This window comes from Curtobacterium sp. MCBA15_009 (assembly GCF_001864895.1).
GTDB lineage: Bacteria > Actinomycetota > Actinomycetes > Actinomycetales > Microbacteriaceae > Curtobacterium.
In genome coordinates, this window is record NZ_MJGO01000023.1 from 174,189 (window position 1) to 195,883 (window position 21,695).

The 21,695-nt window shown below is 72.2% G+C and carries 31 protein-coding genes and 1 pseudogene; 16 read left to right on the forward strand and 16 right to left on the reverse strand.

Translation table 11 applies throughout. The features are described from left to right. From BIU97_RS06480 to BIU97_RS18510, 4 genes are all read left to right on the forward strand, one after another. A complete protein-coding gene (locus BIU97_RS06480) occupies nt 1-900 on the forward strand; it encodes an SDR family oxidoreductase (RefSeq protein ID WP_071254946.1) in 900 nt (299 codons plus the stop codon). A 73-nt stretch (nt 901-973) separates the two neighbouring features. Further along, nucleotides 974-1,120, forward strand: coding sequence for a hypothetical protein (locus BIU97_RS18005; protein ID WP_175472195.1), 147 nt, complete (start codon nt 974-976; stop codon nt 1,118-1,120). A gap of 99 nt (nt 1,121-1,219) precedes the next feature. Next, nucleotides 1,220-1,828: a hypothetical protein gene (locus BIU97_RS06490; RefSeq protein ID WP_368073082.1), complete on the forward strand. Its 609-nt coding sequence runs from the start codon at nt 1,220-1,222 to the stop codon at nt 1,826-1,828. Next, nucleotides 1,768-2,139, forward strand: coding sequence for a methyltransferase family protein (locus tag BIU97_RS18510; protein ID WP_368073083.1), 372 nt, complete (start codon nt 1,768-1,770; stop codon nt 2,137-2,139). Before BIU97_RS06490 ends, BIU97_RS18510 begins: the two co-directional genes overlap by 61 nt. A 52-nt stretch (nt 2,140-2,191) precedes the next feature. On the opposite strand, the gene BIU97_RS06495 is transcribed toward BIU97_RS18510, so the two are convergent. Then, nucleotides 2,192-2,746, reverse strand: coding sequence for an acyltransferase (locus BIU97_RS06495; RefSeq protein ID WP_083404590.1), 555 nt, complete (start codon nt 2,744-2,746; stop codon nt 2,192-2,194). Between the two features lie 207 nt (nt 2,747-2,953). After that, nucleotides 2,954-3,889 carry an AraC family transcriptional regulator gene (locus BIU97_RS06500; protein ID WP_254782940.1) on the reverse strand — a complete coding sequence of 312 codons (936 nt, stop codon included), beginning with the start codon at nt 3,887-3,889 and terminating at the stop codon, nt 2,954-2,956. 116 nt (nt 3,890-4,005) lie between these two features. Between BIU97_RS06500 and BIU97_RS06505 the strand changes: the two genes are divergently transcribed. After that, a complete protein-coding gene (locus BIU97_RS06505; RefSeq protein WP_071254937.1) occupies nt 4,006-4,338 on the forward strand; it encodes a hypothetical protein in 333 nt (110 codons plus the stop codon). Nucleotides 4,339-4,355: 17 nt separating this feature from the next. Here the strand turns inward: BIU97_RS06505 and BIU97_RS06510 are convergent, their stop codons facing one another. Beyond that, a complete protein-coding gene (locus BIU97_RS06510) occupies nt 4,356-4,670 on the reverse strand; it encodes a hypothetical protein (protein WP_071254932.1) in 315 nt (104 codons plus the stop codon). Nucleotides 4,671-4,907: 237 nt separating this feature from the next. On the opposite strand from BIU97_RS06510, the gene BIU97_RS06515 reads away from it, so the two are divergent. The 3 genes from BIU97_RS06515 to BIU97_RS17565 all read left to right on the forward strand — a co-directional run bounded on the left by BIU97_RS06515 (nt 4,908) and on the right by BIU97_RS17565 (nt 7,236). Then, entirely contained in the window at nt 4,908-5,744 is an 837-nt protein-coding gene (locus tag BIU97_RS06515) for an alpha/beta fold hydrolase (RefSeq protein ID WP_071254929.1), read from the forward strand. Between the two features lie 107 nt (nt 5,745-5,851). After that, nucleotides 5,852-6,379: a hypothetical protein gene (locus BIU97_RS17560; RefSeq protein ID WP_071254926.1), complete on the forward strand. Its 528-nt coding sequence runs from the start codon at nt 5,852-5,854 to the stop codon at nt 6,377-6,379. A 305-nt stretch (nt 6,380-6,684) separates the two neighbouring features. Continuing rightward, the gene (locus tag BIU97_RS17565; protein WP_071297262.1) at nt 6,685-7,236 is read left to right on the forward strand and encodes a hypothetical protein; all 552 of its coding nucleotides are present in this window, start codon (nt 6,685-6,687) and stop codon (nt 7,234-7,236) included. Between the two features lie 21 nt (nt 7,237-7,257). Here BIU97_RS17565 and BIU97_RS06530 read toward each other — a convergent pair whose 3' ends face one another. From BIU97_RS06530 to BIU97_RS06535, 3 genes and pseudogenes are all read right to left on the reverse strand, one after another. Continuing rightward, nucleotides 7,258-7,620 (reverse strand): hypothetical protein, encoded by a 363-nt coding sequence (locus BIU97_RS06530; RefSeq protein ID WP_071254919.1) that lies wholly within the window; start codon nt 7,618-7,620, stop codon nt 7,258-7,260. A gap of 215 nt (nt 7,621-7,835) precedes the next feature. Next, nucleotides 7,836-8,081, reverse strand: a pseudogene (locus BIU97_RS18515) (GNAT family N-acetyltransferase); the annotation flags it as partial. 156 nt (nt 8,082-8,237) lie between these two features. Continuing rightward, nucleotides 8,238-8,774, reverse strand: coding sequence for a phosphoribosyltransferase family protein (locus tag BIU97_RS06535; RefSeq protein ID WP_217639477.1), 537 nt, complete (start codon nt 8,772-8,774; stop codon nt 8,238-8,240). Nucleotides 8,775-8,958: 184 nt separating this feature from the next. Here BIU97_RS06535 and BIU97_RS06540 point away from each other — a divergent pair, with 184 nt between their 5' ends. The 5 genes from BIU97_RS06540 to BIU97_RS06560 all read left to right on the forward strand — a co-directional run bounded on the left by BIU97_RS06540 (nt 8,959) and on the right by BIU97_RS06560 (nt 11,749). Then, nucleotides 8,959-9,417: a hypothetical protein gene (locus BIU97_RS06540; protein ID WP_071254900.1), complete on the forward strand. Its 459-nt coding sequence runs from the start codon at nt 8,959-8,961 to the stop codon at nt 9,415-9,417. Nucleotides 9,418-9,482: 65 nt separating this feature from the next. Continuing rightward, nucleotides 9,483-10,112: a GrpB family protein gene (locus BIU97_RS06545; RefSeq protein WP_071254898.1), complete on the forward strand. Its 630-nt coding sequence runs from the start codon at nt 9,483-9,485 to the stop codon at nt 10,110-10,112. A gap of 150 nt (nt 10,113-10,262) precedes the next feature. Further along, complete coding sequence (locus tag BIU97_RS06550) at nt 10,263-10,607, forward strand: nuclear transport factor 2 family protein (protein ID WP_254782927.1); 345 nt, start codon at nt 10,263-10,265, stop codon at nt 10,605-10,607. A 25-nt stretch (nt 10,608-10,632) separates the two neighbouring features. Then, nucleotides 10,633-11,349: a helix-turn-helix transcriptional regulator gene (locus BIU97_RS06555; RefSeq protein WP_071254892.1), complete on the forward strand. Its 717-nt coding sequence runs from the start codon at nt 10,633-10,635 to the stop codon at nt 11,347-11,349. A gap of 25 nt (nt 11,350-11,374) precedes the next feature. Then, nucleotides 11,375-11,749: a hypothetical protein gene (locus BIU97_RS06560; RefSeq protein WP_071254890.1), complete on the forward strand. Its 375-nt coding sequence runs from the start codon at nt 11,375-11,377 to the stop codon at nt 11,747-11,749. A gap of 95 nt (nt 11,750-11,844) precedes the next feature. Here BIU97_RS06560 and BIU97_RS06565 read toward each other — a convergent pair whose 3' ends face one another. The 3 genes from BIU97_RS06565 to BIU97_RS06575 all read right to left on the reverse strand — a co-directional run bounded on the left by BIU97_RS06565 (nt 11,845) and on the right by BIU97_RS06575 (nt 14,870). Then, nucleotides 11,845-12,807 (reverse strand): AraC family transcriptional regulator, encoded by a 963-nt coding sequence (locus BIU97_RS06565; RefSeq protein WP_071254887.1) that lies wholly within the window; start codon nt 12,805-12,807, stop codon nt 11,845-11,847. Nucleotides 12,808-13,057: 250 nt separating this feature from the next. After that, nucleotides 13,058-14,338, reverse strand: coding sequence for an MFS transporter (locus BIU97_RS06570; protein WP_071254884.1), 1,281 nt, complete (start codon nt 14,336-14,338; stop codon nt 13,058-13,060). A gap of 73 nt (nt 14,339-14,411) precedes the next feature. After that, complete coding sequence (locus BIU97_RS06575) at nt 14,412-14,870, reverse strand: HAD family hydrolase (protein WP_175472194.1); 459 nt, start codon at nt 14,868-14,870, stop codon at nt 14,412-14,414. A gap of 279 nt (nt 14,871-15,149) precedes the next feature. Here BIU97_RS06575 and BIU97_RS06585 point away from each other — a divergent pair, with 279 nt between their 5' ends. Then, the gene (locus BIU97_RS06585) at nt 15,150-15,644 is read left to right on the forward strand and encodes a GNAT family N-acetyltransferase (RefSeq protein ID WP_071254874.1); all 495 of its coding nucleotides are present in this window, start codon (nt 15,150-15,152) and stop codon (nt 15,642-15,644) included. A gap of 115 nt (nt 15,645-15,759) precedes the next feature. On the opposite strand, the gene BIU97_RS06590 is transcribed toward BIU97_RS06585, so the two are convergent. The 4 genes from BIU97_RS06590 to BIU97_RS06605 form a co-directional block, all read right to left on the reverse strand. Beyond that, the gene (locus BIU97_RS06590) at nt 15,760-16,134 is read right to left on the reverse strand and encodes a VOC family protein (protein WP_071254872.1); all 375 of its coding nucleotides are present in this window, start codon (nt 16,132-16,134) and stop codon (nt 15,760-15,762) included. A 98-nt stretch (nt 16,135-16,232) separates the two neighbouring features. Beyond that, nucleotides 16,233-16,928 (reverse strand): helix-turn-helix transcriptional regulator, encoded by a 696-nt coding sequence (locus BIU97_RS06595; RefSeq protein ID WP_071297264.1) that lies wholly within the window; start codon nt 16,926-16,928, stop codon nt 16,233-16,235. Between the two features lie 108 nt (nt 16,929-17,036). Next, entirely contained in the window at nt 17,037-17,486 is a 450-nt protein-coding gene (locus BIU97_RS06600; protein WP_071254865.1) for an AAA family ATPase, read from the reverse strand. 25 nt (nt 17,487-17,511) lie between these two features. Next, nucleotides 17,512-17,715: a hypothetical protein gene (locus BIU97_RS06605; RefSeq protein WP_071297265.1), complete on the reverse strand. Its 204-nt coding sequence runs from the start codon at nt 17,713-17,715 to the stop codon at nt 17,512-17,514. Nucleotides 17,716-17,783: 68 nt separating this feature from the next. On the opposite strand from BIU97_RS06605, the gene BIU97_RS18250 reads away from it, so the two are divergent. Next, on the forward strand, nt 17,784-17,939 hold the full coding sequence (locus tag BIU97_RS18250) for a hypothetical protein (protein ID WP_175472193.1): 156 nt from the start codon (nt 17,784-17,786) through the stop codon (nt 17,937-17,939). 141 nt (nt 17,940-18,080) lie between these two features. Here BIU97_RS18250 and BIU97_RS06615 read toward each other — a convergent pair whose 3' ends face one another. After that, nucleotides 18,081-19,103, reverse strand: a complete 1,023-nt coding sequence (locus tag BIU97_RS06615) for a phosphotransferase (RefSeq protein ID WP_139195930.1) — start codon at nt 19,101-19,103, stop codon at nt 18,081-18,083. A gap of 221 nt (nt 19,104-19,324) precedes the next feature. Here BIU97_RS06615 and BIU97_RS06620 point away from each other — a divergent pair, with 221 nt between their 5' ends. Then, nucleotides 19,325-19,960 carry a flavin reductase family protein gene (locus BIU97_RS06620; RefSeq protein ID WP_071297266.1) on the forward strand — a complete coding sequence of 212 codons (636 nt, stop codon included), beginning with the start codon at nt 19,325-19,327 and terminating at the stop codon, nt 19,958-19,960. Between the two features lie 46 nt (nt 19,961-20,006). On the opposite strand, the gene BIU97_RS06625 is transcribed toward BIU97_RS06620, so the two are convergent. Further along, complete coding sequence (locus BIU97_RS06625) at nt 20,007-20,786, reverse strand: alpha/beta fold hydrolase (protein WP_071297267.1); 780 nt, start codon at nt 20,784-20,786, stop codon at nt 20,007-20,009. Nucleotides 20,787-20,879: 93 nt separating this feature from the next. After that, nucleotides 20,880-21,524, reverse strand: coding sequence for a hypothetical protein (locus BIU97_RS06630; RefSeq protein WP_071254845.1), 645 nt, complete (start codon nt 21,522-21,524; stop codon nt 20,880-20,882). Between the last annotated feature and the right edge of the window lie 171 nt (nt 21,525-21,695).

Below are 21,695 nucleotides of genomic sequence, written 5' to 3' on the forward strand. Positions count from 1 at the left end.
ATGCCCGAGGACCAGTACGAGTTCGGGGACCCGCGCACGCGCTACCCCGACGTCAAGCCGGAACCGCAGACCCAGGCCGAGCCGGGCCTCCAGTCCGAGATGGACCCGGTGCCGGACCTCGGTGAGACGAGCTACCGCGGCACCGGCCGGCTCGCCGGCCGGAAGGCCCTGATCACCGGCGCCGACTCCGGCATCGGCGGCGCCGTCGCGATCGCCTTCGCCCGTGAGGGCGCCGACGTCGCGCTCGCCTACCTGCCCGAGGAGCAGTCCGACGCGGACCACGTCATCGAGCAGATCCGGGCCGCCGGGCGCACCGCCGTGGCGATCCCCGGCGACCTGCGCGACAAGGCGTACGCCCAGGAACTCGTCGACCAGGCCGTCGCCGGGCTCGGCGGCATCGACGCGCTCGTCAGCGTCGCCGGCAAGCAGCGCTGGCAGCCGGACCTGCTCGACATCACCGACGAGCAGTTCGAGGCGACGTTCGACGTCAACCTGTTCGGGCTCTTCCGGCTCGTCAAGGCGGCGCTCCCGCACCTGCAGCCGGGCGCGACCATCACGACGACCGCGTCGATGGAGGCCTACCAGCCGGCGCCGGACCGTCTCGACTACGCCGCGTCGAAGGGTGCGATCAACAACTTCTCGAAGGGGCTGTCGCAGCTGCTCGTCGAGCGCGGCATCCGCGTGAACATCGTCGCCCCGGGCCCGACGTGGACCGTGCTCCAGCCGAGCGGCGGGGTCGACCCGTCGACGCTGCCGGAGTTCGGCTCGAGCGAGTCCCCGATGGGCCGCGCCGGCCAGCCGGCCGAGCTCGCACCGGCCTACGTGTTCCTCGCCTCGCAGGAGTCGAGCTTCGTGGCCGGCGAGACGCTGAACGTCAACGGGGGCATGGTCACCCCCTGACCACCAGCACCGGGCGGGAATGGAATCCGCCCGCCCGGTGTCGAACACTGCACCGAACGCGAAGGAGCACACCATGAGCCTCGACCTCCACGACCTCCACAAGAGCGCCGGGATCGACGACGACCGCACCTGCCTGCCGAAGTCGACCCTGTCCAGCCTGCGCGACGAGCGCACCCCGTCCTTCGGACGGTGGCTCGGGCAGATCAACGGTCAGGACTGACCGAGGGCGCTCCACGCGAGGAACGGGAGGCGCGGTGCCGGACGGCACCGCGCCTCCCGTTCGTCCGTCCGGCAGCCACCGCGCTGCTACGGTGCAGCCATGTCCTGGGGTCGGCGGTACTTCGCACTGCAGGCCGCGGGCGGGGCGGTCTGGTGGCTCGCCGTCGCCTCGGTCCCGTCCGTCCGGCAGGTGACGCTCGGGTCCCTCGACCCCGTCGCGGTGGCCGTCGTCGACGTCCCGCTCTTCGTGGTCGCCTCGGCGCTGGCTGCGGCGGGGCTGTGCTGGGCCGCCGTGGTGAGCACCGGCTGGACCGTGCTGGTGCTCGCTGCCCTGGCGTGCTGGGCGACCGCCACGCGTGAGGCCGGCTGGGGCGTCCTGGTGATGACCGCAGCGGCCGTCGGGTCGGCGCTCGCCCTGTGCCTGGTCCTGCTCGGCCGCGTGCCGACCGAGTGGGTGACGTCCGGTCCCCTGCGGTTCGCGACCGCCGACCCGCAGGCCCCCCGCTCCCGCCACGTGCGCGGGACCGTGCTGCAGATCGTCGTGTTCTGGGGCCTGTTCCTCGGGGTGTTCCCGCTCCTCGTCGCGGCCGCGGAGCACCGCTGGCAGCTGCACCCGCCGCTCCCCCGGCTGTCCGGACCGGGGCGGCGATGCTCGGTGTCGTCGTGCTCCTCGGGGCGAGCGCCCTCGGCATCGCCGCGGCCGCCGTGATGTCGACGCTCGGCGACGGCACGCCCCTGCCGTCTGCGTCGGCGAACCGCCTGGTCGTCGCCGGCCCGTACCGGTCCGTCCGCAACCCCATGGCGCTCGCGGGCATCACGCAGGGCGTCGCGGTCGGCCTGCTGCTCGGTTCGTGGCTCGTCGTCGTCTACGCCGTCGCCGGTTCCGTCGTGTGGAACTGCGTCGTGCGGCCGCTCGAGGAGGCGGACCTCGAGCGTCGCTTCGGCGACGACTTCCGGCGCTACGCCGCGCAGGTGCGCTGCTGGGTCCCCCGACCACCGGTTCCGTCGTCCGTGCGGTGACGACGGGACGGACAGGAGGCCCGTGGCGGCGTCGCCACGGGCCTCCCGTCCGTCAGCGGGTCGCGTCCGGAGCCGGCAGGTCGCGGATCCGCCGGGCGGGCACCCCGGCGTAGACGCCGTGCGCCGTGAGGCGCCCGACGACCACCGCGCCGGCGGCCACGACGACGTCGTGCTCGATGTGCGCGCCGGGCACGACCGTCACGCGGCCGCCGATCCAGACGTGCTCCTCGATCACCACCGGCCGCGCCGACGCGGTGTCGTCCCACCGGCCGCGGTCGTCGATCGCGTGGTGGCTCGTCATGATGAGCACCTGCATGCCGATGGCGGTGCCAGCGCCGATCGTGACGGGTGCGACCGCCTCGACCGTCACGCCGCGGTTGCAGAACACTCCGCGGCCGATCGTCAGGTTGCGCGGGTCGCCGGTGAGCGAGAAGCCGGCCCCCGGCCCCGACTCGACGTGCGCGCCGACCGCCGTGAGCAGTGCGCGCCGGGCGACCCGCGGCAGCAGCGGCGAGCCGAGGAGCGCGGTCAGCAGCAGGTGCTCGCGGGCGTACGCGACGTCCTCGCGCAGCCGGGACCCGAGGCCGGGCTGGGTGGTGGCGGTCATGCGGCCTCCGCAGGGTCGGGACGCCGCCGGTCGGACGCCCACTGCGGCACCGTACGGGCGCGGCCACCGGCCCGACCATCGGGGGCCTGCGCGGTTGCGCGATCCTTGCGGTACCCCGCCGGGGTGTGGTCGGTCGACGGGCGCCCGCGGGCGGCCGGCGGCCGCCGGGGCGTGCCGGTGGACACCGCCGGGCGTGCGGGCGGCCGGTCAGTCGCGGGCGGCCTGCGCGGTCTGGCGCGGGAGCTCGCCGAACTCCTCACGGTAGCTGCCCGCGAAGCGGCCGAGGTGCGCGAAGCCGGTCGCCCGGGCGATCTCCGCGACGCTGCGGTCGCCGCCGGCCTGCAGCTGCTCACGGGCGAGCAGGAGCCGGATCCGCCGCAGGTACATCGTCGGCGTGATCCCGTGGTGTCGCTGGAACGCGGCCTGCAGACCCCGCACGCTCAGGCCGGCTGCCGCGGCGACGTCCTCGACGGTGATCGACTCGGTGGCGTGGTCGAGCAGGAAGGTCTCGGCGCGGGCGAACCGGGCCGTCGAGGCGAGGGCGGGCTCCTGCTGCCCCACCGGCCAGTGCGGGATCGCCGTGAGGAGCCCCGCGGCGGCGAACCGGGCCAGCTCGTGCTCGCGGGCCGCCGACACCTCGCTCGGCCCACGCAGGACGTGCTCGGCAACGGAACGGACCGTCAGCCACCACGCCGCCAGCGCCGGCCCCTCCGGGACGTGGTGCGGGCGGAACCGGAGCGGCCCGGGCCGCCAGTCCCCGCGCTCGGCGGCGACCTGCTCGACGACCGACCGGTCGATGCGCAGGACGTCGTGCTGGAAGTCCTCCCACCGGAAGCGCTGCGGCTCCTGTCGGTACAGGACGGGCCTGCCGATCGGCACCGGCTCGTCGTCGACGGCCGCGGAGCCGGACTTCAGCCAGACGATCATCATCGTCGTACCGGGCTCGACGGACCCGCTCAGGACGCCGGTGCACCCGGTCGACCCGAGGGAGAGCAGCGCCGTGCCGCGGACCCGCTCCGTGAAGACGAACGGCCCGGAACCCGCCACGACGACGAGGTCGTGCGTCGTGTACGTGCGCGACAACGCCTCGGCGGCGGCCGAGGGCTCGGCGGTCGTGATCTCCCGCTGGGAGCGGTGCATCATCTCGGGCACGTGATGATCCTCGCGACATGTCGCCATCCGCGCAACGCACACCGCAGGGCGTTCCTGGGTCCGCGCGAGGGGCCGGTGGACAGGATGGACGTCCGGAGGCACCACCCATGAAGACGATCCAGTACGACCGTTCGACGATCCTGACGAGCGACGACGTCGCCGACGCGGTGATCGAGTACGCCGCGGCGCTCGCCGGCGGCAGCCGCGCCGACACGATCGCGATCCCCGCGGTGGCCGCCGACGGCACGATGACGACGACGAAGGTGCTCATCGGGCCGTCGAGCCAACTCGTCGTCGAGGACGCCGACGAGGACGAGCTCGAACTGGAGAACGGCGACTTCGTGGCGCGGTTGCAGGCCGCCGCGGCGACCTTCACCCACCACGAGCCGATCCACGCCGACCAGCGGGACGACCTGTTGCCGGGCGACCAGCGCCCGTAGCGTCCCCGTCGGGAGCGTCACCGGCCGAAGTCGGACCGGTGCACGGGGGCGTCGATGGCCAGCACGGCCTCGGTGCGACTGGTGATCTCGCGCAGGAACGCGTCGCCGTCGGGTTCGAGGTCGTCGTCCGGTGCCGGCTCGACGGCCACCGCGACGGCGGGAGCGAGCAGGACCTCGACCGTGGCCGCCGAGCCGTAGTCGTCGACCGTCGGGACGGAGACGACGTCGCTCAGACGGCTCTGGTGCAGCGCCGCGGCGTAGCGGATCACCGCCTCGGCGATCGCGTCGCCGGTCAGGACACGGACGGTGCCCGCGTAGTTGAGGTACTTCACGGCGACGGCTCCCAGGTGACGAGGAGCGCCCGCCACGGTGACGGGTTCCGGATCTCCCCGAACACTAGGCCGCGGCAGGTGAGCGGCACACATGTACGACCGACCGGGTCCCCCAGGTCCCCGTGCTCCGCGGTGCCGCGCCACGGGCGGTGTCCGGTTCCCGTACTGCTCACGGCTCCACGCTGGTACGAACGGAGGGGCGCCGCCGTTCCGTGCGGTGCGGGAAGGGAACGCATCTTGACCGAGATCACCGCCCACCACGGGCTCTTCAAGGACACCAACCTGCACGTCGACGACACCGGCGGCTCCGGCCGCACCGTCGTCCTGATCCACGGCTGGCCGCTGTCCGGCGAGTCCTGGAGCAAGCAGGTCCCCGCCTTCGTCGACGCCGGCTACCGGGTCGTCACGTACGACCGCCGCGGCTTCGGGCGCAGCGACAAGCCGAAGACCGGCTACGACTACGACCACCTGACCGAGGACCTGCACACCCTGCTCACCGAGCTCGACCTGCAGGACGTCACCCTGGTCGGCTTCTCGATGGGCGGCGGCGAGGTCGCACGCTACTTCAGCAAGTACGGCACCGAGCGGGTGCACAGCGTCGTCTTCGCCTCGGCGGTCCCGCCGTACCTGCTCCAGACGTCGGACAACCCCGACGGTCCCCTGCCGAAGTCGCAGGCCGAGGAGATGACGGCCGGCCTGACGAAGGACGAGGACGCCTTCTACGACCAGTTCACCACCGACTTCTTCTCGGTCGACGGCACCCTGGTCGTCTCCGAGCAGGACCGTCAGGAGGCCCTGGCCCTCGCGAAGCAGGCGTCGAAGACCGCCGCCCTCGAAGCCATGGCGTCCTTCGCGAACACCGACTTCCGCGAGGACCTGCCGAAGGTCACGGTCCCGACGCTCGTCATCCACGGTGACGGCGACGCCACGGTGCCCTTCGAGGGCTCCGGTGCCCGCACCCACGCCGCGATCGCCGGCTCCGAGCTGCACGTCGTCGCGGGCGGCCCGCACGGCGTGAACGTCAGCCACCCGGACGAGTGGAACCGCGTCGTGCTGGAGTTCCTGCAGAAGTAGCACCAGCGCCATCAGGAGACGTCGGGTCCGTTCCAGGACCCGACGTCTCCTGCGTGTCCGGGGTCGGCCCCCTGGCGCCTCCGGAACACGTGCGGCATCCTGGAGCCGTGCGGACGGCTCGGGGGTTCGGAACGGTCGGGGCAGCGCTGCTCCTCGCGGCGACGAGCGGCTGCGCGCTCGGACCCGGGACGGCGTGCCCGGCGATCGGGTACACGAACACCGTCGAACTGCGGCTCGAGGGTGCCGAGGCCGACCGCGTCGCACGGATCGCGTACTGTTCCGGCGCCGGGTGCACGCCGACCACCGCGCCGTCCCTCGCGCCGTCGGACGACGCTCCGCTCGCGCCGAGCGACGCCGCAGCGGCACCGCGACCGGGCGCCGCGACGCCGGCCGCACCGCCGACGGGGACACCTGCGCCTGCCGACCCGCTGTTCCCCGCCACGGAGCACGACGGCGATGTCTGGAACGTCGTCGGGATCGCCGATGCACCGGCGCGGGCGCGGATCGCGCTGCTCGACGACCGCGGTCGGACGCTCCGGACGGCCGAGGTGACCCTGCGGTGGACCCGGACCGGCGGGTCCGAGCAGTGCGGCGGCCCGTCGACCGCACGCGCACGCGTCGACCCGGCGCACTGACGCCGGGCGCACCAACACCGGGCGCACCGACACCGCGCGCACGGACACGGTCCCGCATCCGCCGCAGGGACCGTGTGTCCGGCGACACAGTTCCCCCGGCAGGCGGATGCACCGGGCGCCGCCCCGCGGGACAGTGGAGACGTGCGGGGAATCCGGGTGGACGCGGCCGCGGTCGTGGGGGCCGCGGCCGCGGGCCCGGGAGTCGCCGGCCCGGGTCTCGCGGGTCCGGGTGTCGCGGGCCTGGGTGTCGCCGTCACGGACCGGACCCGTTGCCCCGTGCGGGGCACGGGGAGCAGACTGCGGCGATGGACCACGACGCAGCGCTGACCACCGCACTCGTCCCCGCCGGGGCGACGACGGCCGAGGTGGTGGCATGGTCGACGACGGACCCGGGCACCGGCGTCACCGCGACCCTGCACGACGACCTCGGCCCGGTGCGGATGACCGTGCGCACGATCGTCCGGACGGGAGAACGCCTGACCGACGAGGGGTTCGCGCACGGCGTCGCCACCGATGCGCTCACGCTCGCTGCGAGCGCCGCCTGGGCGTTCCTCGCCGCGCGCCTGCCACCGATCGAGTCGGAGGACCAGCGTCCTGCAGCGCTCGCTGCGGCCCGCGCAGTCGACGTCGAGGCGGAGGCGCTCGGCGCCCAGCTGCCCGATCAGGACGTGTGGCCGATCCGAGCGGTCGAGGTCGATGGCGTGCGGTACGCCCTGCGTGTGCACGCCTTCCCCGACGGCGTCGCGGGCTTCGGCGACCTCGGACCCGAGGTCTTCACCGTCGCCGCCGACCGGCTTCCCGAGGACCTGGTACTCCTGCGTCGGCCGGTGCGGGGACGGGTGCTGCTCGAGGGGTGACTGCGGACGGCCGTGAAGCGATCAGGGCCGCTCGTCCACCAGTGCCACGAAACGGCTCCCCACGCCCTCGACCTCGCGGCGGGTGAACCCTGCGGTGGGTTCGGGTGCCTGGTAGGGCGCGTGGTAGTCGCACATCAGGTAGTCCCACTCGGGCCACCACTTCTTCGGCCTCGCCGACTCCGCGTAACCGCAGACGACGCACTCCAGGCGGGTCCACACCTTCTTGGCACCGGTCCGGTTCGCTCGGGACTGCGCGAGCCACGCCGGCGGGTCCTGGTCGATCGCGTCGAGCTCGGCCTCGCTGAGGCGTGCCGGGATCCCGTGGTGGACCGCCATCTCGATCGGGATGTCGAGTCGGATCGCGGCGTCACGTCGGGAGAGCATCCCCCCAGGGTAGGTTCTGTCGGCTGCGGGACCCGACACGCGGACGGCGAAGATGCCCAGGCGTCCGGAGCCAGCTCCGGCCGCCCGGGCACGGCCCGGTGTTCGAGCACCCACTCGTCGTCGGCTTCCGCGGCCACGGACCGCCAGAAGGCCGACGCGACGGTGTTGGCGTCCTGGAACGCGACGGACCAGCGACCGGGACGCTGTCCTGTCAGGCGACGGACCGCCTCCCGGCCGATGCCCGACCGGCGCGCGCCGTGCACGACGAAGAAGCTGCTGATCACGCGTTCGTCGGCGTCCAGGCCGCGCAGCACCGCGAGTCCGACAGGGTGGGACCCGAGACGGAACAGGTGCACGGCGTGGTCGGAACGCGTGAACCCGGCGTCCAGACGTTCCTGACGGAACCGCCCGTGCGCGTCGGGGAGCGCCGCGGTGAACGCGGACATCTCGTGCCGGAACATGGTCCAGAGCTGGTCGAGCACGGGTCGGTCCGGAGCGTCGGCTCGGTTGACGGTGAGGGCTGCTGTCGGAGTGGTCACACGAGAAAACCTCCACCGCGAGCGGTGGAGGTTTCGTGGTCGTCATCATACCGCCCCGGGCAGCTGGACCGCCACGGGTCACAGTTCGGCGGCACGCACGAGGCTCGTGATCGGCGGCAGGCCCACGCGCGTCGCTGGGTCCGTCTCGTCGACGACCACGACCACCAGGACGAGCTCGGCCCCGCACTCCTCGACCAGGCGGGCGACGGCGGATGCCTGGCTCCCGGTCTCGATCCAGTCGTCGACCAGCACGACCCGTTGCCCCGGAGCGAACAGGTCCCGCCGCGCCGAGAGCGTCCGGCGGTTGCCGCGGTAATCGACCTCGGTGCGCCGCGCGACGAGCGGACCAGGGAACACCGCTCCGTCCTTGCGGACCGGGGCGAACCCGACCCCGAGCGCCAGCGCGACGGCGGGAGCGAGCACGAAGCCCCGCGACTCGATGCCGACGACGACGTCCGGGGAAGCCGCACCCGCCGACGCGGCGAGCGCTCCGACGATCGCCGCGAGCCCCGCTCCAGAGCGCAGCATCGTCCACGTGTCGGCCGCCCCGTCGATCCACCGGAGCTGGTCGAGCACGACCGCACGCCCACGGTCCACCGCCTCGTCGTCGATCACGAGGACCACGCTACCGAGCAGCGGGGCGACCACGGGCTCCTCCTGCTCCCAGGGTTCCAGCAGGCGCCGGGACGATGTTCGAGGACATCGGGTGGGGCGCCGTGCCGAGGCCCGAGTGCCTGGGGGGACCAGGGTGCGCGTTCCTCCGTCACCGTCCCTGCGCACCCGCACTCGAGGAGCAACCGTGACCATGCCCGTCCGTCTCGCCGGAACCGTCCTGACCGTGTTGACGGTCGCAGCCGCCCTCACCGCGTGCTCCTCGGCGGACCCGACACCGGCGCCCTCGGCCTCCGCGACGGAGGCCACCGACGTCACGACGTCGACCCCGGCTCCCACTCCCTCGGAGACAGCGACCACCGTGCCGGAGACGCCGACCCCGACGCCCACGTCGACCGCCAGCGGTTCGGCGCTCGCGCAGCACATCTACGAGCAGTGCAGCACCGGCGCCGCCGACGCCGGCGTGCGGCTGACGTTCACCGAGGACCCGTCCGGGTACACGGCTGCCAACGGGGAGTACCAGCTCATCTACCCCTTCGAGTTCCTCGACGGGCACGACGACCCGTACGCCATCTACAACTGCAGCCTCACCGACGACACCCTGCAGTCGACCTGGGTCGGTGGGGGCATCGGCGACAGCCGCTGACCCGAGGTGTCGGCAGCGCCCGGGCTCGCTCCGGCGCAGCGGGTCGAGGTCGCTAGGCTTCCGGCGTGCCGAGCCGTGACGAGATCCTGCGCTTCGACGAACCCCCGGTGCCCCCTGGTGCGAGCCCGTGGGTGGTCGAGCCGACGCCCACCGCCATCGAGGTGGTGGAGTACGACGCGTCCTGGCCGGATCTGGCCGAGCGGATCGCCGACCGGATCCGCGCGGCGCTGGGCACGCGGGCGGTCCGCATCGAGCACGTCGGGTCGACGGCCGTGCCGGGCCTGCCCGCGAAACCGGTGATCGACCTCGACCTCACGGTCGCCGACCCCGCGGCGGAGGACGGCTGGCTCCCCCGGCTGCAGGACGCCGGCTTCGTGCTGACGGTCCGGGAACCGTGGTGGCACGAGCACCGTCTGGTGCGTGGCGTCCACCCCGTCGGCGGGGACGCGTCCGCCGGCCGGGGTGTCGCCACCAACGTGCACGTCTTCGGCCCGGACAGCCCCGAACTCGTCAAGCACGTCGTGTTCCGCGACTGGCTGCGCACGGACGCCGCCGACCGGGAACGGTACGCGGCGGCCAAGCGTGCCGCCGCGCACGGGACGGCGCAGCGTGTCACGGACTACAACGCGCGGAAGGAAGCGGTGGTCCTCGACGTCTACGACCGGGCGTTCCGCGCGGCGGGCTTCCTCGACTGACCGAAGCCCCTGGTTCCGGTGGAACGGGGCTCCTCACACCGACACACCGTTGTCGCAGTCGTCGACGACGGTGGACGGATGCACAACGACGACTCGACCACACACCCCCCGATCCCATCCGCTCGCAGCTCCCTGGACCGGTGGTTGCCCATGTGGAACGGTGATGCCTCGCTCGCCCGCGAACTCTGCGCGGCGGACTTCCGGATCCGCTTCGCCGTGACGGAACCCGACGGTTCCACCCCCGCGGACGACATCCGGACCGCCGCGGACTTCGCTCGCTACCTCGACTGGTGGCACGGGCAGCACCCGGACGCGGTGTTCACCACCATCGCCGACGCCGTCGACGGGAACCACGGCCGGCTCATCTGGGACATGCACGCCGGAGACGTCCACGTCGGTGGGGTCGACGTCTTCGACTTCGACGAGGACGGCCGGGTCCGCCGGGTCTGGTCCGCCGGCGGCCAGCGCAGCATGCGCAGCGCGGACACCGAGTGACACCGGCACCTGCCAGGATCACGGCATGAAGCGAGCCGAGCGGCAGTACGCCCTCGTCGACGTCCTGCGAGGTGCACGGCGGCCGTGGTCCGCTGCTCGGCTCGCCCAGCGCTTCGAGGTGTCCCAGCGGACGATCGAACGCGACCTCGCGGCCCTGCAGCTCGCCGGGGTGCCGATCTACGCCGATGCCGGAGCCTCCGGCGGGTACTCGATCCTCCGCGAGTACTCGATGCCGCCGCTCAACCTCTCCGACGGTGAGACCCTCGCGGTCCTCGCCGGCCTCGGCCTGCTCGAGTCCTCGCCGTACCGATCAGCGGCGATGCGGGCAGCGGCGAAGGTCCGCGCGGTCATGCGTGCGGAGCACCACGACGCCGTGCACGACGCGCTCAGCAGGATCCGCGTCGTCGACGCGGTCGCCCCTGCCGGTGGCGCAGCGGTACCGCTCGGGATCCTGGGCGACGTCATCGCGGCACGCAGCGTCGTCCGGCTCACCTACGTGGGCGAGCCGGACGACGACACCGGCACACCGGTCACCACAGTGCGCGTCGTCGAGACGATGGGCATCCTCCGCGCCGGCGAGTCCTGGGTCCTCGCCGGATGGTGCCGCCTGCGGGGAGCCGTCCGCGGGTTCCGCATCGAGCGGATCACCGCCCTCGAGATCCTCGACGAGCGCCCGCCGCTCCGGGATCCGGCCCTCTGGGATGATGACCTCACGCAGTGGCCGACGCGCGGCCTCGTGTGACGACCACACCCCGGGAGCAGAGCGGATGACGACGGATCCCCCACGAGCACCCCGCAGCCGCTGGTCGTCCCGCCTCGACCTCGTCCTCACCTGGGCCCTCGGGGTCGCCGGGGTCGTCGTGGTGCTCGGCTGCGCCCTGTTCGTGTTCGACCTGAACCTCCGCGCCTACGCGCTGTGCTCGGAGTTCCCGCGCACGGGCTGCTCGGACACCGGGTGGTTCGTCAGCGAGGGGCTGACCTCCTTCGGCGGCATCGCAGCCGTCTCCGTCGGCGCGGTCGTCGGGATCCGCCGGTCGCAGCAGGGCCGCACCGGCGCGTGGTCCCCCGTGCTCGGGATCGCAGCAGTCGTCGCACTGACGGCGCTGGCGGTCCTGGTCCTGCGGCTCACCACGAGTGCCTGAGCCCGGATCGCGGACACGACCGGGAGACGGACGGGAGGCACGGTGCCAGCTGGCACCGTGCCTCCCGTCCGTCCTGTGGTCCCGACCCCCGCCGGTCAGCGACGGAGCGTCTCGCTCGGCAACTCGCCGAACCGCCGCGCGTACGCGGCGGAGAAGCGGCCGGCGTGCGCGAAGCCCCACTCGCGGGCCACCGCGGCGACGGTCGTCTCACCGACCGACGAGTACTGCAGCTCCGCGCGGACGCGGTCGAAGCGGATGCCCCGCAGGACCGCGTTCGGCGACTGGCCGACCTGTCGCTGGAACCCCTGCTGCAACCCGCGGACGCTGAGGCCGACGTACTCGGCGACGTCGGTCGTGGAGATCGGGGTGTCGGCGTTGGCGTGCATGTACTCGACGGCCCGCTTGACCCGGCCCTTCGCGGTGGGCGGCACCGGTGCCTTCGACGCGAGTGTGACGTGCGGGAACGTGCGGAGCAGTGCGAAGGCCGTCCGACGCGCTGCCGCAGCCATCGCCAGGGGCGTCACCGGGGCAGGCCCGAGGACCACGGCGGCCGCTTCGCGGAGCTCCGTGTTCCAGGTGCGCACGGCCTCGCGGTCGGGGGCGAGCGCGTGGTCGAACACGATCGGCGCCGGCTCGACCCCGTGCACCTCGGCGGCGACCTTCTCGAGTGTCCGCCGGTCGAACTGCACCACGTTCTGCCGCACGTCCTCGAGGTCGAAGCGGAACGCCCGCTCACTCGGGAACACCACGGGACGGCCGGGAGCGAGCACGACCTCGTCACGGCCGACGTCCACCACGCCGCCACCGTCGCTGACCCAGGTGACGAAGTAGTGGCTCGTCGCGTCGACCTCGCCGATCATCCGGGCGTCGAAGCGCTTCGCGTCGAACGTCAGCGTCGCGTCGCCGACCGCGCGGAACCGGTACCCGAACTGCCGCTCCGTCCGCTCCGGCAGGAAGCCCGACGCACCGTACGCCGACTCGAACATCGCTCGAGCGGCGTCGAGGTCACTGCCCGACGTCTCGACGACGCGGCGGACGTCCGGTTCGGTGACGGTCATGCTCCGATGCTCTCACCTCGTGCCTGAGCTTCCTCGCCCGTGGGCTCCCTGTCGGGCGCGGGATCGACCGCCGTGTGGTCGGATGGCCACGTGTCGATCGTGATCCTGACCGGGATGCCCGGAGCCGGGAAGTCCACCGTGGGCCGTCTCGTCGCGGCGACTCGTTCCGGGCCGGTCCTGCCGGTCGGGCGTCGAGCGCCGCGACCCAGCGGGTGAGCAGCCCACCGGCGGTGGCGAGCACCCCGATCCCCTACCGGTCCGTCTCCGTCCGCAGTGGCGAGCACACGGCCACCACGACGGCTGCGGCGGACACGAGGGTCACCGCGAGCAGGGCCACACCGTGTCCAGCGACGGTCAGGAGTGCCCCACCGCCCACCGCTCCCGCGGCCGCGAGCGTCCTGTTCGCGCTGCGCATGGTGCCGTTCATCCGCCCGAGGAGCGCGTCGGGGGTGACCGTCTGGCGCAGGCTCATTTCGTTCGCGTTCTCACAGCCCGCGGCGACGCCGTGCACGGCGAACGCGACGAAGAGGACCACCACCGTCGTCGGCGGTGCTGCGCCACCGATCCCGACGGTCACGAGCGTGATCGCCGCCCAGGCGACCGGGTACGCGGCCCGAGCGCCGATGATCGTCCGACCGGCACCGAAGCGCGCTCCGAGGCGCGGCGCGGCGCTGGCACCGACGAGCATCGCCACGCCGCTGACGGCGATGACGGCGCCGTACACCGCCGCTGGGAGCGCGAGCGTCCGGAGCGCGACGATCGCGAACACCGTCAGCCCGGCGGCGTTGGCGAGGAACCAGAGGTGCGTGGACAACGCCAACGGGGCGAGCGTCGGATGGCCGTACGTCCAACGCAGGCCGTCGACGATGTCGCTCCAAAGTCCCGTTCCCCCGGAGCGGGTCCCCTCCTGCTCGCTCGTTCCCCCGTCGCGGGTCCGCTCCTGCTCGACGACGGGGACCCGGGCGACGAGGACGGCGTCGACGAAGTAGCTCACCGCGTCGAGCGCGATCGCCACCGGCGCCGTCACGACGCTGACCAGGACCCCTCCGAGCGCCGGACCCGCCGTCTGCGCCGCCGCCTCGCTCTGGTCCACCCGCGCGTTCGCCGTCAGGAGGAGTGGGGCGGGCACGATCCGGGGCAGGAGCGACTGGGTCGCGGCGAAGCCGACGACGGACAGGATGCCGAACACGAACAACACCGCCGCCGTCACCCAGAGGTCCAACAGCCCGACCGACCAGAGCACCGGGATCGCCGCGAGGCTGACGCCGCGACCGACACTCGCCCAGACCAGGAGCGGCTTCCGCCGGAAGCGGTCGACGAAGACGCCGACCACCAGGCCGAACACGGCGTACGGCAGGAACTGGGCAGCGTTCACCAGCCCCACCTCGAACGGACTGGCGTCCAGCACCCGCACCACGAGGACCGGGACCGCCACCGCGCTCACCGCTGACCCGAACGACGAAACGGTCGCAGCGGACCAGTACGAGCGGAACCCGGGCACCCGACCCAGCGTGGTCACGTCGTCGCCCATGCGCCAACGCTGGCAGACCGCGTCCCCCCGAGCAAGGTCGCACGACGAGCGCGCCGTCCCGAGTGACGATCGGCTACCGGTCGCTGGAGGAACCTGCGGGGTGCCAGGGCGTGGACCGCGGCAGACGGCGCAGCGCCTCGTCGTCCGCACCGACGTAGACGGTCTCGGAGCTCGCGGCTGCCACCGGGAGGTCCGTCACGGAGTCCGTGTAGAACCTCGCTGCGGCCAGCGGGACGCGAGCCGCTCGGAGGGTGGCGAGCTTCTGCTCGCCGACGTTGTGCACAGCGAACCGGAGCCCGCGTGCCGTCAGTTCGAGTTCCGACCCGAGGACCGCGACACCGCGGACGTCGAGCACGTCGAGGAACGCGCGGACGAGCATCGACTCGCTCGCGGTCGCCACCACCGTCCGGCCTCCCGATGCCGCCGACCGCAACTCCGCCACCAGGTCGTGCCGCAGCCAACCAGCGTCGACGAAGCGCGACACCACGACCCGGGTCAGGTCCTCGTACCCTGCGCGGTCCAGACCACGCAACGCCCCTCGACGAGTGCCCGGTCCGACCGCTGACGAACCCCGGCATTGCGAGTGAACGACCGTCGCAGGAGCGACGGGACCGCAGTGACGAGTCGACGTGGGTCGCCCAGGAGGCGCAGCCGACAGACGAACACCATCGTGTCCCGACTCGTCAGCACCCCGTCGAAGTCGAAGACGACCACCCCACCGTCACGCACGGGAGCAGTCTGACACCGAGCCGCTCCCGGCGACCTCCGCAACGCTGTCGACGAGAGCGGTCGTCGTCGCTACGGTCGAGGTGTGGAAGCGACCGACCCCACTGCACTCGTCATCCGGCCGGCGGCGCTCGCCGACGCAGCGGGCATCGCCCGCGTCCACGCCACCTCGTGGCGCGAGACCTACGGACGCTTCGTCGACGATCCCGACACCGACACCTGGTTCAGCGTCGAGCGACGTGTCGACATGTGGCAGGCGATCCTGGAGCGGGACGCCTCGACGACCGTCGTCGCCGCGGACGAGTCCGGCCTCGTCGGGTTCGGCGCAACGGACTCGACGCCGGGTCCCGACGCTGTCCGTCCCGAGGAGCTGACGATGCTGTACGTGCTCGCGCGCGCCCACGGCAACGGAGCGGGGCAAGCGCTCCTGGACGCGGCGCTCGGGCGGCGACCGGCATCACTGTGGGTCGCGGCCGACAACCCCCGCGCGCACGCCTTCTACCGACGGAACGGGTTCGCCGCCGACGGCGCCACGTCGAGCTTCGGACCGATCGAGACCACGGTGCGGCTGGTCCGCTGACTTCTCGGTCGAGCGTTCCGCCGGCAGAGGGATGCGGAGCGGGCTCGTCGCGGGGACGACGAACCGGTCGACTCCTCCAGCACGACGTGGCCGCTCGCTCGGTGACCCCCTCCGTCTACTCGGCGGTCGGCTTGCTGAACAGGTTGACGACGTTGCCGTCCGGGTCCCGGACCAGTGCGGAGCGGTTGCCCCACTGCATCGTGGTCGGCTCGAGGACCACGTCGTCGTCCGCGAGTCCGAGCCCGGCGAACGCGCCGTCGACGTCCGCGACCTCGAACTCGATGAACACGGATCGGTTCGTCGCGGGAGTGAGCGCGCCGTCGAGCATCGCGACGGTCTCGGTGCTGGCGATCGCGAGGTTCGCGCCGGGACCGCTGAACTGCGCGAAGACCGGGGCGGGGCGCTCGGCCTGCCGGCCGGTGACCTGCTCGTAGAAGGCGACGAGACCGTCGAGGTCGTCGGTGACGATGCGGATGGACGTGAACGACATGGGGTTCCTCCGGTGGTGCGTGTGGGATGGGATCCCCAGCATCGCTGGTCGTCGCGACACCGTCCTGTCGGTGTTTCGCGGAAGTCGTCCGCTCCGGTTCAGTCGTCGATGACGGACCTGAGTCGTCCGTACTGGATCGCGAGGTCCTCGGCGCGGAGCGTGCGCGTCGGGGGCCGTTCGTCGGTGACCCTGACCGAGAGCATCCGGTCGCCGCGGAACGCCCGCACACCGTGTCGGAGCCGGCACCAGGCGATCAGGTACCACTGCCCTTCCTTCTCGATCGACCCCAGCGGTTCGACGTCCCGGGTGGACTCCGCACCGCCCGCGTCCTGGTAGCGCAGCTGGACGACCCGGTCCGCGCGCAGGGCCTCGGCGAACGCGACCGGCGTGGTCGTGTCCTCGTCGCTCTCCAGGAAGTGCACCCGGGATGCGAAGGCGCTCGCGCGTGCCGCATCTTGGTCCGGCATCACCGCGAGCATCTTCCGGGCCGCCGTCCGGGCGGACTGCCGGAACGGGCTGTGCCGGAGCGTGCCGAGCCCGATCAGCACCGCGAGGGCCTCGTCCAGCGTGAACCCCGCGGGGCCGAGCGTCGCCGAGGCGTCGATGACGTACCCACCGGTCCGGCCGGGCTCCGCCCAGATCGGCAGACCCGACTGCTGCAGCGCTGCGAGGTCCCGCTCGATGGTCCGCACGGACACCTCGAAGCGCTCAGCGAGGCGACGGGCGCTCCTCGGCCGAGGTGACACGGCCCGCAGCTCCTCCACGAGAGCGTAGAGGCGATCGGTGCGGTTCACCGACCCATCTTCCGACAGGATGCCCTCGCTGCGCGGGGAGCCACTCCGCTCGCTTCCACCGCGTCCGGTGGCCCGTCCTGCCGCGGCAGGGGACGACCGAGCGCTCGCTCACGCGCCGCGGATCATCGACTCGACGGCGTCCGCCAGCTCGTGGACAGGCTTCCGACCGTCGAGCTCGATGTCGGCTCCGCGGCGCAGGAGCGGTTCGACCTCGGCAACGTGACGTCGGCACGCCGCACGCTCGTGCGCGGCGTGCCCGTACGGGTTGTCCTGCCGGTGACGAACACGGTGGAGCAGCACGTGGAGCGGAGCGCTGAGGAGGACGACGTGGTCGAAGCGATCGGAGAAGTCGGCCTGGTTCTCTGCAGTCCCACCGACCACGACGTGGTCTCGGGCCTGCAGGAGGTGCGCCATCTGGTCGGTCTTCCACGGACCGCCGTCGCCGTCGCTCCATCCTTGATGGTCCGTGTCGACGGTGTGGTGACCACGGCGCTCGAGTTCGCCGAGCAAGGTCGACTTGCCCGCTCCGGACATGCCGGTGATCAAGAGCCTCGCCATGGCGACACGGTAGCTGCTCGATCTCTCAGTTCGTGCCGTTGTCGTCGGTGTTCAGTTCGAGCCAGGAGTCGGTCCGGGTGGGATCGTCGGCAGCTTCGAGGACAGCGATGTGTTCCATGAAGCTGTCCTGACGGGCAGCGTGGAAGTGCTCCCCGCCGGGCGCGAAGGAGATCGTCTGGCCGGGATGCACGTCGACGATGCCGCCGCCGGCGGCCCGTTCAGGAGGCACGGATCACCGTGCGTCGAGAGCGGCGGTCGGCCAGGATGGTCACGAGGGTCGACGCAGAGGAGGGCGCCATGCGGTTCGTCAACTGGTTCTTCGGAGTGCTGGCCGCGGTCGGGAGGGGGCAGGATGCCGGGAACGGCGTGGGGCCCGGCGTTCCTGCGGACACCGCGAGCAGGCTCGCGGACGACGAACGCAACCACCGGCGACGGAACGATCACCGTCCCTGATCCGCGTCAGCACCGGTTCCGTGCCGCCGTGCGGGTGTCAGCAGGTGCTCCCGTCGAAGCGGGTTCCTCGGCACACCGCTCGCCGTCGTCACAGGAGCGGTCCTGCTCGTCGGGAGCATCGGGATGGCCGTCCGACGGCGGTCATGACGGCGCGCGCGACGTCCGCTGAGCCGGGGACGTCGGAGCGGTGCGATGCTCTCTCGTCGCGTGCCCGAGGGCCTCGACCGCTGCTCGCCCCCAGCCGGTGGGGTCGTCGCCGGGAGGCACGAGTGCCAAGGAGTACCAGAGGACGAGGACCCGCCACCACCGGAGTTCCTCGTCGGTGAGGACAGCGACCGTCCGGTAGCCGTCCAGGAACCGCTGCCGCACGGACTCCGACACGGGCCCCCAGTCCCGGAAGAGCGTGCCGAGCAGGACCGCTGAACGGGCGAGCTCGACGATCCGGTGGTCGACGCGGAGCTCCTCGAAGTCCAGGACCCCGACGACCGCGCCGCCGGCGCACAGGATGTTCGCAGCGCGGTAGTCGCCCTGCACGATCTGCACAGGCGGCAGATCGGCCGGCGCTCGTCCGAGCAGCCACCCCAGGACGTCCCGAGCACGCGGCGACAGCGTCGGCGGCTCGGAAGCGATCCAGTCGCTGACCTGCTCCGTGAGCGGTGTCGGCACAGCGAGCACCTCGGGCCGCGGGTCCTGCGCGGGCCAGGAGCGGAGCGCATCGTGCAGTCGAGCGAGTGTCGCCCCGGCCGATCTGACCTGTGCTGCGTCCTCGACGTCCAGGTGCGATCCGTCGATGACGCGCTGGAGGCTCATGGACACGCCCTCGTCCGTCAGCTGCAGGTCGCCGGCGGTCGCCGGTACCGGAGCCGACACGGGCAGTCCGAGCGTGCCGAGCCACGCGGTGACCTGCGCGACGAACGCGAGCCGCTCGGATCGCTCAGGGGCGACCGACCACTTCAGCAGGAGTCGTTCGTCGCCCCGGCGCACCCACGCGAGGGCGTTGCGGTCGCTCAACACGACCCGCTCCGGGGAGCCGACCCGGATGTCCCAGTGCCGGTCGAGCATCGAGACGACCCAGTCGCCCACCGCCGCAGCGTCCGCGAAGCCGAAGCGATCGCGGAGCACCTCGTCCGGCTCGTCCTGCTCCCACAACATCTCGATCGTCATCGATCCCCCGTTCCACGAGACGAGCATCCCGTCCGTTGCTCCACTCGATCATCCCCCACACCGAGGTGCGCACCGCCTCGTGGACGCAGGGCCGACGGGACGGGACAGCCACCGACAGGGGTGCCCGGCTGCGACGTCCGGAACCCGCCAGCCCTCGCGTGCACAGACCGCGAGACTCAGCGGTGCTCGCGACCGACGCGGGCCCCGACAGAGAGCAGCCCGTGCAGCACACCCAGATCGATCCCGCGATCCTCTACTTCGGCACACCCGTCGTCCTCCTGAGCACCGTCGACGCGGAGGGCGTGACGAACACCGCACCGATGTCGTCGGTGTTCTGGCTCGGACACACCGCCGTGCTCGGCATGGGCGGCCGGTCCCAGACCGCGAGGAACCTGCTGGAGACGGGAGAGTGCGTCATCAACCTGCCCTCGGCCCCGCTGGTCTCGGCTGTGGACGCCCTCGCCCTCACCACCGGGCGCGATCCCGTCCCGGTCGGGAAGGAGCGGGTCGGCTACCGGCACGTCCCGGACAAGCTCGCGACAGCCGGCCTGCACGGTCGGCCCGGGGACACCGTCCGCGCCGAGCGGATCGACGAGTGCCCGGTGCACCTCGAAGCACGCGTCGTCGACGCGCACACGCTCGCGGGGCAGGAGCCGGGCGATGACGCGACGTTCCTGTTCGAAGCCGCGGTCTCCCGCGTCCACGTGCACGACGACATCCGCGCAACGGGGACGACGAACCGCATCGACCCGGACCGGTGGCGCCCGCTCATCATGGCCTTCCAGCGCTTCTACGGCCTGGCCGGGGAACTGCGGCCGTCGAGACTCGCCACGATCGACGAGGAGTGGTACCGCTGACCCTGGACACCGCCGTCCTCAGGTTGACGTCTCACTAGCCGATCCTCTACCGGTCGATCCGTGCGAGCCAGTCTCGGATCAGAGCGGCGGTGATCCCGGGTTGCTCGAGGTGCACGTTGTGTCCAGCACCGTCGAGGACGACGAAGCTCCCTCGCGGGTAGTGGTCCCGGAGTGCGAGACCGTCCTCGTAGCCGACGACGTCGTCCTGCCGACCGAACAGGTGCAGCGCCGGAGCGGTGAACGGTTCCGGGTGGCGCTCCTCCGGCACGGCATCCAGTGCGTAGTCGGCGGCGATGCGGTCCATCACAGCAGGGTCGGCGCCACGGAGACCGGGCAGTACGTACCGCTCGAACGCTGTGAACGCGGCGGCGTCCTGGATGACGCTGACCTCTGCGAATGCTTCTCGCGCGTCACCGGCGGCTTCGAGGACGGACGGTTCGGTGTGCAGCACGGTGCGCTCCGGGACGGCGCGATCTGCGTGTGCCGGATGCACGACGCCCGCCAGGGTCGCGACGCCGAGGACGTGGTCTCGGCGTTCGTGGGCGACATGTCGGGCGATCATGCCGCCGAATGAGTTCCCGATGACGGCGAAGGGCTCGTCGCCGAGGTGGGCGTCGATGTCGGCGAGGACGCCGTCGGCCACGTCGACCGCGCTCGTCGCGGTTGCGGTCGCCGCGGCGGCTTCAGCCCACGGCAGGTCGAGGAACACCATCCGCCAAGGCAGGTCCTGCACCGCATCCGCCAGCGGCAGCATGATCCGGTGGTCCACCCCGAAACCGTGGAGGGCGACGAGAGGACGACCAGAACCAAGAACTCGCGCGATCACCCAGCAAGCCTACGAGCAGCCCGTACCGATAGCCGATCGCCCCTCGGGCGTGTGGGCTTCTCTTGCAGTTGGGTCTGCGGCGTCTTGCCCAGGTCACGTACGCAGCATCCGGGGAACAATCGGGGCGGATTCCGCTGTCGGATACGTCGTCGGGTCCGATTGCGATGTGGTGGCGAGGTACTCGATCGGAAGCCACGAGTCGGGCTCGGGTGCTTGTCGCTGTCGTGGCCTGTGGAGGCCGAACCATCGGCGACTGCCGGGTGGCGTCGTGGGGGTCAGCAGACGTGCGAGATCCGCTCGATCGGCCGGCTCGATCGCGGCCCGGTGGAAGAGGCCACTGTCGTGGCGTTGCACCGAGCCGAACGAGAGGTGAGGTCCGATCTCGTCGGCGTAGTCGGTACCGAACCACGACAGCCACGTCGGTGTCGGCGGCAACCCCTTCCAGATGCCACGAGGGCCGAGGCCGAGCTCGTGTTCTGCGGAGGTGGGATACCAGAGCTGGCGACCGGACCACTCCGCGCCGTGCAGGATTGAAGCGGATGCGTACACGGCGTCGATCCGGCTGGCGAACGCGCTGAACAACCGCACGACCGATTCGCGGTGACGGACGTCGTCGAGGGCATTCGCGAGGATCGTCAGGGAGTGGGACGTCACCACCGCGTCCTCCCAGAAGAACGAGCCGAGGCTTCCGTCTGCGACCAGGCCGCTCCCCGTCCACGAGATCCTGGCACCAACCATCGGCTCTTCGTTGAGGGAGGTGACGAACGCTTCCGCCCCGCCGGGTTCCCACCGGTGCTCAAGCGGTTCCGTACTGCCGTACCGGCGAGGAAGCGCGTCCGGGAAGTGCCTACGAGCAAGTTCGAAGAACGTCTGCGCGGTTTTACCGTCCTCACAACGCGCGGGGGGCCG